Origin of the sequence: Mammaliicoccus sp. L-M44, assembly GCF_022386355.1 — a bacterium.
GTDB lineage: Bacteria > Bacillota > Bacilli > Staphylococcales > Staphylococcaceae > Mammaliicoccus > Mammaliicoccus sciuri_A.
This window is the reverse complement of record NZ_JAJNIU010000023.1, coordinates 24,554-36,359: the sequence shown is the minus strand read 5'-3', so window position 1 is coordinate 36,359 and position 11,806 is coordinate 24,554. Positions and strand designations below refer to the sequence as shown.

The 11,806-nt window shown below is 33.8% G+C and carries 9 protein-coding genes; 3 read left to right on the top strand and 6 right to left on the bottom strand.

The genetic code is table 11. The features are described from left to right. Nucleotides 1-114: 114 nt before the first annotated feature. The 3 genes from LQ611_RS11710 to LQ611_RS11700 form a co-directional block, all read right to left on the bottom strand. On the bottom strand, nt 115-2,451 hold the full coding sequence (locus LQ611_RS11710; RefSeq protein ID WP_103361842.1) for an immune inhibitor A domain-containing protein: 2,337 nt from the start codon (nt 2,449-2,451) through the stop codon (nt 115-117). Nucleotides 2,452-2,628: 177 nt separating this feature from the next. Next, entirely contained in the window at nt 2,629-3,147 is a 519-nt protein-coding gene (locus tag LQ611_RS11705) for a transcription repressor NadR (RefSeq protein WP_103361838.1), read from the bottom strand. A gap of 1 nt (nt 3,148) precedes the next feature. Then, on the bottom strand, nt 3,149-4,240 hold the full coding sequence (locus tag LQ611_RS11700; protein WP_103361839.1) for a cysteine desulfurase family protein: 1,092 nt from the start codon (nt 4,238-4,240) through the stop codon (nt 3,149-3,151). A gap of 88 nt (nt 4,241-4,328) precedes the next feature. On the opposite strand from LQ611_RS11700, the gene LQ611_RS11695 reads away from it, so the two are divergent. Genes LQ611_RS11695 through nadA form a run of 3 tightly spaced genes read left to right on the top strand, consistent with a single transcriptional unit; the run spans nt 4,329 to nt 7,788 of the window. Next, entirely contained in the window at nt 4,329-5,903 is a 1,575-nt protein-coding gene (locus LQ611_RS11695) for an L-aspartate oxidase (RefSeq protein WP_103361840.1), read from the top strand. Then, nucleotides 5,854-6,687, top strand: a complete 834-nt coding sequence (nadC, locus tag LQ611_RS11690; RefSeq protein ID WP_103361841.1) for a carboxylating nicotinate-nucleotide diphosphorylase — start codon at nt 5,854-5,856, stop codon at nt 6,685-6,687. The genes LQ611_RS11695 and nadC overlap by 50 nt, the downstream gene beginning before the upstream one ends. Beyond that, nucleotides 6,688-7,788, top strand: a complete 1,101-nt coding sequence (nadA, locus tag LQ611_RS11685; protein ID WP_025907546.1) for a quinolinate synthase NadA — start codon at nt 6,688-6,690, stop codon at nt 7,786-7,788. Between the two features lie 53 nt (nt 7,789-7,841). On the opposite strand, the gene fadH is transcribed toward nadA, so the two are convergent. From fadH to xylE, 3 genes are all read right to left on the bottom strand, one after another. Further along, nucleotides 7,842-8,606: a 2,4-dienoyl-CoA reductase gene (gene fadH / locus LQ611_RS11680; protein ID WP_103361665.1), complete on the bottom strand. Its 765-nt coding sequence runs from the start codon at nt 8,604-8,606 to the stop codon at nt 7,842-7,844. 184 nt (nt 8,607-8,790) lie between these two features. After that, nucleotides 8,791-10,131, bottom strand: a complete 1,341-nt coding sequence (locus LQ611_RS14230; RefSeq protein ID WP_308192899.1) for a hypothetical protein — start codon at nt 10,129-10,131, stop codon at nt 8,791-8,793. A gap of 220 nt (nt 10,132-10,351) precedes the next feature. Beyond that, nucleotides 10,352-11,806: a D-xylose transporter XylE gene (gene xylE, locus LQ611_RS11670; protein WP_025907542.1), complete on the bottom strand. Its 1,455-nt coding sequence runs from the start codon at nt 11,804-11,806 to the stop codon at nt 10,352-10,354.

The window sequence follows — 11,806 nt, the reverse complement described above, 5'->3', positions numbered from 1 at the left end:
TTCATAGAAAAAACACCTCCGTATAAATTCATTTTAATATGAATTCAACGAAAGTGTTTTTATTTTACTCCCACATCCTGGGGTTAGTGCAACTTGGCGTTCCTGTTTTAATATTTATTTTGTGATTTTCACTTTACCGACTGAGTTGTCTTTACTTTTTGCTGATACTTCAAATTTCAAGCCATGATTCGGTAATAATACACCTGCATCTTTTTGCCCTTGGTTTGAGTAATCTTGACTGTCATCGAATACAGGATTTTTCTTCGTTTTATTATCATGTAGTTTATAACCGTCTTCGTTTTTCAGTTTTAATTTAGGTTGGTGATCTAAACTGAATGCTGCATCTCTAATTTGGAATTGTGTTGTTGCTGGATCATCAGCTACTCCTTTTTTCTTCCAATTCAATGCATTTTGGTCAGCATCTACAACGCTTATGAAGCCTTGTCCTTGGTGTGAACTTACGTTGTTATCTGAGAAACTCTTATCAACATACCAAACTGTTAAACCTTTGTTGTAAGACATTGTTCCGCCACCGCGTTTAATGTGTTGTAATCCTTTATCTGGTCCTGTAAAGTTTCTCCATTGTAATAAATAGTAGTTCTCATCATATCTATTACCATCACTTTGTTCAAAGCCTTGTAAATCAAATTTTGCTTTACCTTCTGCATTATCACTGAAGATGTTTTGTCCATCTTTTGAAGTTACTTTAACTTTATCAACAAACCAACCTGGGTTTGTTTCAAATTTATCTGTTACATATAAGAATCTTAATTTTACTTTTTTACCATCGTATTTTGATAAATCAAATTTAGCATTAACATAGCCTTCAGACTGACCATCAATACCATTGCCTTGGTTCTGACCACTCTCTGATGGATCATCATTATTTGTAATATTACCTGCTACGTTTTCCCAATTTTGACCATCGTCAGTAGATACTTGAACATAACCATAATCAAATCCTTGTTCTATATCATACCAAGTCTTAAATTTTAGCTTACTTGATTTAGCAGAACTTAAATCTAATGCTGTTTCCATTGAATATTGTGAATCATCATCTGCACCACTCCAGTATGCTTTCTTACCTTGAACTGGCTTTTGAATTAAAGTCGATTTATCAGGGAGTTTAACTTTAATTGCATCATTGTTTGTCCCTTTAGTAGACGCTTCATCTATAAGTTCTGACGTTTCACCTTTAAATTCAGATGCATTGATTTCATTACCTGTTTGCCAATTACCACCATGTAATTGTTGAAGCATTTCTTTCATATATGGATCAAATCCAGTCGGTTCAGTACCTGGAACAGTACCTGCCCAACTACCTGATGACATAATAGACCAGAATGATACGGGTTCACCTTTACCCGAATACTCAGTATCATATTCATCTGGTAATCCTAAATCATGTCCGAATTCATGAGAGAACACACCTGCTGCACCATCTTCAGGTTGAACTGTGTAATCAATTGCTGCTAATTTCCCATCAAATTGATCAAGCCCAGAATCAGTACCAGGAATTGTATAAGGTTCACCTTTATCATCAAAATCAAGTGACCATCTATGTGACCAAATGGCATCTGTTCCTAATTTACCGCCACCCGCTTCTTCACCAGGACCTGAGTGTACAATCATAATATGATCGATGATGCCATCTTTCTCATCATAAACACCGTCACCATCAATATCATCGCGATCCCATTGGTCATAATCGCTTAAATTAATATCTGGATCTTTCGCTGCTTGTTCTAACGCTTCTTTAATCAATTCTTTCGGTTTACCATCACTGCCACTTTCGTCTGGCACATTTCCACCATAATAACTTGCAGGATGTTTAGCTTTATACCAACCATGCACTTTTCCATCTATATCATAACTACCACCAGATTGGTTTTTGTAATACTGTTTCATACTCATTAAATTCTCGCCATTTGGACCTTTATAGCCATTTTCTCCAAATACCATATCTTGAAAATGTGAAACTGGATAATCATCATAGTACATATCTGTTTCATCTTTCGTAATCGAACTATGAGGATAATCTGGAAATTCCATCGCTAATACTAACACTTTATCTTGTCGTACTTTACCTTTATATTTTTCTTCTTCAACATTATCAACACGTTTGCCATTGTTTTTCTTTTTATACATTTCTTTTTGATTCTTATTTAATGGTTCTAAACGCTTACCATTGTTCCCCTTGTTGTACTTCTTATCAAAAAGCCCTTTATTGGGTATGTATTTTTGATGATATTGTTCACCTTTGCCATCCATATACTCTCTGATTTTTTCATTTTTCTGCTCAGGTGTTTCAGTTGATTCAATGACACCTTCTTTTTCTAATGTTTCGAGTAACCTGTCTTCATTTGGTGCGACACTATTTGCAGATGCTTGAGTAGCAAATGCAGGTAGTGCAATCAGAGCACTTAATGAAGCAACTGATAACTTTTTCATAAATAAATTCACTTTTAAAAATCCCCCTTATTTATCTAATCTATATACATTATATACATATTCCCATAAAATAGTAGTGAGAATTCAAAAAAATCTAATTTTTCTTTTTAATATATCTAAATAATATACCTCCGTATAATTTTACTCTAAGTAAATTATACGGAGGTATATTGTTGGTTATTCTACAATAAATTGGTGTTCTTTTAAATCTCGTACAGCATTGTCTAAAATCTTTTCAGTATGTGCAGAAATCGTATGTAAATGAAGATTATCTGTTAAGTGCGCTAACATTTGTCCTTCAAACTTTTCCATTTCACTAATAAATTTCGATAAATCTTCGTACGTTTCAATCATTAAATCCGCTTTAATACTGCCATATACAGGATGATCAATCGCAACATCATCAATCATTGCCCCGTTATCCAATATAAGCTTCAACTCTTCTTCCATTCGGTCATTATCATGTTGGCAAACAATGACACGTTTATATCTTTTACCGCATTGTTCATTATTAACAACATAACCACGACTTGTTGAATCAATATTATAATTTTGTGATTTCAATATAGAAATATCTTTCACAATAATCTGTCTCGAAACATCGAATTGTTGACTCAGTTGTTTACCGCTAATCGGTTCATCTGAAGACTCGAGTAATTGTAAAATTTGTTCTCTTCTTTTAAAAGGGTTATTCATTTCACTGATCTCCTCTGATAGCTGTTTTTAAATGGTGCAAACAAGTATCTATGTCATTTCTAGTCGTAAATTTCCCAATAGATAATCGTATATATTGGTCATACGTTTTCTCAGGTATTGAATCTATTTTAACTTGTAAACCATTACTTAACAATGCGCCATGACCACATGCTGTACCTGTTGAAACACATATGTTTCTATTCGACAAATATTGCATAATATATTGTCCTTCATAAATCGGTGTTAATACTGCAATAATATGTGGTGCTTGTGCTTTGTAAACAATAGGTGTAAATGATAAGTCACTTAATTGTTCAATGAAGTATTGTTGTAAAGTATGCATCTCGTCAATACTTGGTGACATTGATAATGCTTTTGTCATCGCGATAATACTTGGTGAATCTATTGTACCATTTTGTGTATACATTTCATGAAAATAATGTTGATTTAAAGGCTTTACATACTCATGATTTATCATTAACACACCTGAACCTTTTGTACCATGAAACTTGTGACCTGAAAACGCATATGAACTGAACAATTTTACATTAATATCATTTAATTTATGAACTGCTTGTACGCCATCAACATGCATAGGAATATTGTAATCTAGCGCTATTTGACTTATTTCTTCAACAGGTAGTATATATCCAGTCTCAGAATTAACATGTTGTGCAATGATGAGTACAACTTCATCTGTCATTAAGTCAGTCATCTGTTCTAAATCTATTTCTCCATTATTGTCTAAAGGCAACATAATCATATCAAATTTATCTTGATAAACTTCTAAAGCGGCATGTATAGAGGGATGTTCATAAGGTGATACAAGTACTTTACCGCTTTCCTTCTCTTTCAAAAAACTATGTATCGCAATTTCATTTGCATGAGAACCGCTTCTTGTATAAATCACTTCTTTATCTGTTGAGAAATAACCCTTTATAAATTGTTTACACTCATCCAATAACTGTCTAGTATGTATACCACCTATATGTAAACTTTCGCTATTGTAATATGCTTCGCGCTGTATATCTTGATAGACATCCATCACTTGGCTATCAATCCTCGTAGTTGATGCGTTATCTAAATAAATCAATTATAATCCCCCTCTTGTTATTTATGTTTCATTGTGTCAATATATTGTATATAGAATGATAACATATATGTAAAGTAAGGTGTAAACTTTGAGAAAAGTCATTGTAGTAGGTTCTGGCATCGCTGCATTAGCAGCTATACAGTCATTTAATGAGCAAACTGAAATTTATTGCATTACGAAAGATAAACTAAATCAACATAACAGTTCACTAGCTCAAGGCGGGATTTGTTGTTCTCAATACGAACATGACAACGGCCATGCGCATATTGTAGATACGTATAAAGCTGGCAATGAACTTGGAGATATTGATGTCATACAATCCATCATCCAACATAGTCATCGTTACATTGAGCAACTCATTCAAAACGGATTGAATTTTGATACGATTACAAATCAACATGATTTAGATTTTGCGATGGAAGGTGCGCACACTCGCCCACGCATATTACATATTGGTGGAGATCAAACAGGTAAATACTTAACGCATCATTTGATGAATCAATTATCATCCAAGAATATTAAGATTTATGAAGAAACTGAAGTAATCGATTTGTTGAAAGATACAGAACATGCTGTTTGTGGTGTACGTGCACTTAATAAACATGGACAACAACTTGATATCATAGCCCATGATGTCATTTTGGCAACAGGTGGTTACAGCAATTTATTCCCTACTCATTCAGGCGCATCCAGTTCAATAAGTTCAGGGCATGTTATCTCACATCATCACGGCATTCCTTTAAGACATATGGAAATGATTCAATTTCATCCAACCTTACTTGGTACACCCGGTCAAACATTCGGTCTAGTTTCTGAAGCAGTACGAGGTCATGGTGGTATTTTAGTCAATAGTCTCGGGGAGCATTTTATGGAAGACAAACACCCTTTAGGAAGTCTCGCTCCGAGAGATGTGACAAGTAGAGCCATCTTTCAGCAACAACAACTTGGTCATCAATGCTTTATCAATATTGAACAAGTTGAAGCATTTTCTAATAGATTTCCAACGATTTATCAAAGCGTCATTGAACATTTTCCAGATGAATATGCTCATCATCTCATTCCTATTACACCAGGTGCACACTATACAATGGGGGGCGTAAAAACTGATATTTATGGTCGAACGAACTTGAACCACTTTTACGTTATAGGAGAAGCGAGTAACACAAATTTTCATGGTGCAAATCGTCTAGCAAGTAATTCCTTACTTGAAGCACTTGTTATGGGACATCTTTGCGGGGAAACTATTCATCAATCTGAAATAAGAGATATTCGTATTAGTGAATCTGAGCAACTGCATATTCCTAAAATAAGTGATGAAGACATACAAGGTCTTCGTCAACAAACTTTTAAAGTGTTAGGTATAGAGCGTAATGGTCCAGACATCACAGCTTACTTAAATAACATACAAGATTGTCTTAGCAATGCGGTGACTTTAGCTGAATGGACTCAATCAGATTGGCAGAAATATATAGAAGTAAAGACTTTAGAAATGATCTGTTTATCAGCTTTAAGTCGTTCGGAATCACGTGGTGTCCACTATAGATTAGATTATCCGAATACTGAACCAACACTACAACATACTGATATCGAAATACTAATGGAGGATTCAATTCATGCTAAACAAGTTATACGTCCAAGAAAAACTCAAACAATTTTACCTTGAAGATAACCATTATGGTGATTTGTCTTCAAGCTTATTCGACGCCACTCAACAAGGTACATTAACACTTTTAAGTAAATCAGAAGGCATATTTTGTGGTGAAATGATCATTCAAGAAAGTTTTAAACTGCTTGATGATGCTATAACCACCACTTTGTTCGTTCAAGACGGTACATTCATAGAGAAGGGTCAGAAGCTCGCTGTTATTAAAGGTAGCATTTCGATCCTCTTGACGATGGAACGCATCACTTTAAATTTAATTCAAAGAATGTCCGGTATCGCTACAGCTACACATGAAATCGTCCAAAAAGTTCAGCATACAAATGTCAAAATTGTAGATACGAGAAAGACAACGCCAGGATTAGGTATGTTTGAGAAACATTCAGTATTTATTGGTGGTGGCTATAATCACCGTCGGACGCTTAATGACGGATTAATGTTAAAGGACAACCATATCAGTTTCAGTCTATCGATTCGTGAACTTGTTTCTAAAGCTAAGCAACATATCGGACCTATGGATAAAATCGAAATAGAAATTGAAGATGAACATACTTTAGATGAAGCCATTTTATCCAATGTGAATATCATCATGTTTGATAATTGCAAACCAGATTGGATCAAAGCACATATCACGAAAGTGCCTGAACATATACAAACTGAAGCATCCGGTAACATCAACATTAAAAATGTTGTCGATTACGCTGAAACGGGTGTCGATTATATTTCTATAGGTTCGTTATTTTATGAGCAACATGCATTAGATATCTCTGCAAAGGTGGTTATATAAATGTTTAATCTTACAATTGAGAATGCCCAATCTATTCCTGAAAAGTACATAAAAATGTCTCATCAAGAACTTGAAGACAAAATTAAATCCATTAAAGCTTCATTAGGTGAACGTTTATTTATGCCAACGCATCACTATCAAAAAAATGAAGTTGCTCAATTTGCTGATATTATGGGTGACTCGCTTGAACTTGCACGTATTTGTAAAGAGAATACAAAGGCTCAATATTTCGTCTTTAATGGTGTGCATTTTATGGCTGAAACTGCTGACATCTTGACTGACGATAATCAAGATATTTACTTACCTGATTTATCTGCAGGTTGCTCTATGGCAGATATGGCGAATATTGAACAAGCGCTTCATGGCTATGATATATTAACGAATCGTTTAGGTGATAATATTCTACCGCTTACTTATGTGAACTCGACTGCTGCAATCAAAAAATTCGTCGGAGAAAATGGTGGCTCATGTGTGACAAGTGGTAATGCTGACAGTGTGATTCAATGGGCTTTAGATCAAGATAAACGTATATTATTTTTGCCTGATCAACATTTAGGTCGTAATACCGCTTATAAATTAGGCATTAAACTTGAAGAAATGGCTGTCTGGGATCCTATACAAAAGAAACTGGACTTCGACGGTCGTGATGAAGATATTAGAATCATCTTATGGAAGGGACATTGCTCTGTTCATGAAAAGTTCTACCCCATTCATATAGATCAAGCGCGACAAAAAGATCCAGACGTGAATGTTATTGTACATCCAGAGTGTCAATTTGATATTGTCCAAATGGCAGACTATGCAGGTTCAACTAAATATATTATCGACAAAATAAAAAATGCACCAAAAGGTTCTCACTGGGTGATTGGTACTGAGATGAACCTCGTGCAACGTTTAAAAGAAACATATACAGATATTACAATTGAATCACTTAATCCACTTATGTGTTCATGCTTAACAATGAATAGAATTGACTTACCTCATCTCGCATGGTGCTTAGATAAAATCATTGCCGGAGATCAATCAAACATTATTAAAGTAGATAAAGAAACATCGCATTTTGCGAAACAATCATTAGAACGTATGTTAAGTATCGTTTAATAAAAAAATAACCTTTCACCTATAATACATTCGAGGTGAAAGGTTATTTAATATTAAAATGGATTTCGATTTAACCACTGACCGCCATCCATTGTGATACAATCGCCATTGATATAAGCCACTTCATCTGAGAATAAAAATCTTGCTAATCCTGCAATTTCTTCAGGTTGGCCCATTCTACCTACAGGAACACTATCTAACGTTTGTTGTCTGGCATCTTCAGATAACGTTAACTTCTTAGCACCACCTGTATTATCAATCGGTCCAGGTGCAATGGCATTAACTGTAATACCGTATTTACTTCCCCATTCAACTGCTAATGTTCTCGTCATAGCAAGCACACCTGCTTTGGCACTTGCTGAATGTATAACTCCTGCACCAGCTGTCCATGAATATGTTGCTACAATATTCAATATACGACCTTTATGACCACTCTTAATCCATTCTTTACCTACTGCTTGCGAACAATAAAAAGTCCCATTTAATACAATATCAATAACTGAATTCCAACCGTTATAAGATAAATCTTCAGCTGCACAAATGAAATTTCCTGCTGCATTATTGACTAATCCGTCTATTTTACCAAATGTTTTAATCGTTTCATCTACTGTATACTGAACACGTTCTGGATCACGTACGTCCATATCAATACATAATACTTGTCCTTCTTCTTGTTCTATATCCTTTTTCGCTTCTTCAAGTCTTTCAAGTGAGCGTCCAGTTATGACAACTTTTGCACCATCTGCAGCAAATCTCGTTGCCATCGCTTTACCCATACCACTGCTACCACCCGTTACAATGATCACTTTATCCTTCATATATATTCTCCTCATATTTACTATATTAAAATATTTGCGTTTAGTAAGCGCTTACATACAGTGTACAATAAGTTGCAATAAAGGACAATTAAACAGAAGTTACACATTACATAAAGCTTTAAAAAATATTTATTAGTATAATAAAAAGACCTTTGAACGTTACGCTCAAAGGTCTTTCAATATATTAATATCCTGATCCGACTTCTTCTCCATCTTCATCATACTCAGTCACTTTGCCGTCATCATCTATAATATACGAACCTGCTAAATTGCCATCTTTATCTTCAAATGAGAAGCCCCATTTACCTTCATCTGTCTTCTCAGGCTCTTTAAACGTATATTTATCTGTATCTAACGTTTCACCTTCATACGATTCTACTTTATCAATAACATTCTCTCGTGTTACTTTTTCAGAATTACTATCCTCATCTGAAACATCATCATCCATAGAAGATGATCCATCAAACATTTTCACAGTTCTTTCTATTTGTTCGTCAGACGCATCATAAAGCTTAACAACTTTCGGATTGTTTAAAATCTTTTCAGACTCTTTTTGAGAGTAATCATCATCTTCTGTCCATCTTTCATCATGAAAATGTGAAGGCACATTATAAATAGAAATCGTACCATCTCCATTATTCTTATATACAACATGTCCAGCAGCAGTAGGATAACCTGCCAAACGATACACACCTTTAGGATATTTCACCGTATTTGCTTTGTTATACGGATTTAAATACTCACCCTCAAGATTATTAAATTCAAGCTCTGCATTCATTTCACTTTCATCCATATTTCGATAACTCGGTAAAGCCGTTAACCATACCTTCGCGTAGTATTCATCACTATTTACATTCTCGTTAGAATTGTTATCCTCATCTGAATCATCATAACTAGAAGGTAATGGATCTACATACTCAATCTTACTTGCTACATTAGAAACTTTGCGATTATCTTTATATTTCTTATATAAATCAGCAATGTTCAAACGATCTACTGTTCCATTATCTATGACATCATTAAAATCTTGAACAGCACTTTGTGTTTTAATATATACAACTTCATCCTTATTTACACCGACTATTGTCGCATAGCTACCTTTAGTAGCATTCAAACTATAGAACTTCATACCATTTGGTTTGTTTTTCATCTTATTTAGTTCCGGACTTTCAGCAAGTTCTAACGTATCAATATTACGTTCTTTCTTCTCACCAGCTCCAAAAGTTTGCGTATATTTTCCAGATAATAATTCATCACCTGTTACAATATCATCTTCAACACTAGGATCTAACATAGCCATCGCAATACTCTGTTGTTCAGTGATATTCGATTCATCTTTAATGCCACTTTCATTACTATTATCCTCATTGTTTGATGAATCATTAGACTGATTATCTTGTGATTCACCCTTTTGAGCATTTTCAGATGACTTGTCATCATTTGAATCTCCACCAATACTAATCGTACAACCACTCAATATCACAACCGACATAAGTACAAGACCAGAGAACAGCTGCTTCTTCAAAAGAATCACTCCCTTGTTAATTTATAATATATTCGCTAAATAATTTTAAATAAGTTATATACATGTTCTTTACTATTGTAACAAATACAATGTAAATTGAAATGTATTCAGAGATATTTCACTGATACTTTTAATATAATCGTTATATTTTAAATCTCAAAAACCACTAAAGTAAATGATTTTTCAATCAGAACTTTAGTGGTTTTTATAATCTACATGTTTAATTTCTTTCTTGTAGAGATTCTGTAAAAACTTTAGACTCGCTATTATCTGCTTTTGTTTTTCTATCCTTTTGCCAAATAGATTCTAGTTCTTCTAATGTCTTACCTTTAGTTTCAGGAATGAATTTCCAAACAAATATACCAGATAATATACTCATTGCTGCATAAAATCCATATGTCATTGTGCCACTAATATCCATTAAGAATGGATATGTAGAAGTAATCGTAAAGTTCGCTAACCATTGCACTGCTACCGCTATTGCCATTGCTCCACTTCTAATTCTATTAGGGAATATTTCAGATAATAACACCCAAATAATTGGACCCCAACTCATCATAAATGAAGCTGTATAAATAACCATAAATAACAATGTGATAATACCAAATATACCACTGGCTGTTAAGACACTCATGCCAATCATACCAATTGCCATTCCTATTGAACCTATAATAAGTAACGGTTTACGACCAAATTTATCTACATATTTTATTGCTACTAAAGTAAATATTACATTAACTAATCCCATAACAACTGTTTGCATCATTGATGCATCACTACCAACACCTAAATTTTCAAATATTCTAGGTGCATAGTATAGTGCTACATTAATTCCAATAAACTGTTGGAAAATAGAGAGTAAAATCCCTGTAAAAATAACAGTTTTACCGAAACTAAATAATGGTGCTTTCAATTCATTATTTTTACTTTTTGTAGCTAATATATCATTCAGTACATTTTTAGCATGCTGTTTGGATGTATATATTTTGCTTAAAACTGAAAATGCTTCTTTATCTTTATTAGCTAAAATTAAATACCTTGGTGTTTCTGGTACTAAAAATAATAAAATGAAAAATACTATAGCTGGAATTGCTTCGGTAATAAACATATATCTCCAACCAATAATATCAATCCAATTTTGTGTTCTACCAAATGTAATACCGTAATTTACAAAATATACAACTAACATACCGAATATAATTGCAAACTGATTCCAAGATACTAGCCTACCTCGAATTGATGAAGGTGATATTTCACTAATATACATTGGTGATATTGCTGATGCTAATCCAACACCTATTCCACCTATAATACGATATAAATTAAACATAACAAGTAATCCAAGAGAAGCCTCACCACGATTAAAGAATAGAAACTCCGGATAACCAGATAAAATTGCAGAAACTATAAATAAAATTGCAGCTATTTGTAAAGATTTCTTTCTTCCAAAGTTTTTCGAAACATTAGAAGAAAGTAATCCTCCTATAATACAGCCGATTAAGGCACTAGAAACTGTTATACCATGAATGAAACTCCCATAATCTGCTGTAATGTATTTTTGTAATGATTGTTCTGCACCAGAAATTACTGCTGTGTCATAACCAAATAATAATCCACCAAGCGTTGCTATTAAAGCAATCTTAAAGATAAACTTCTTATTATCATAACTACTCAT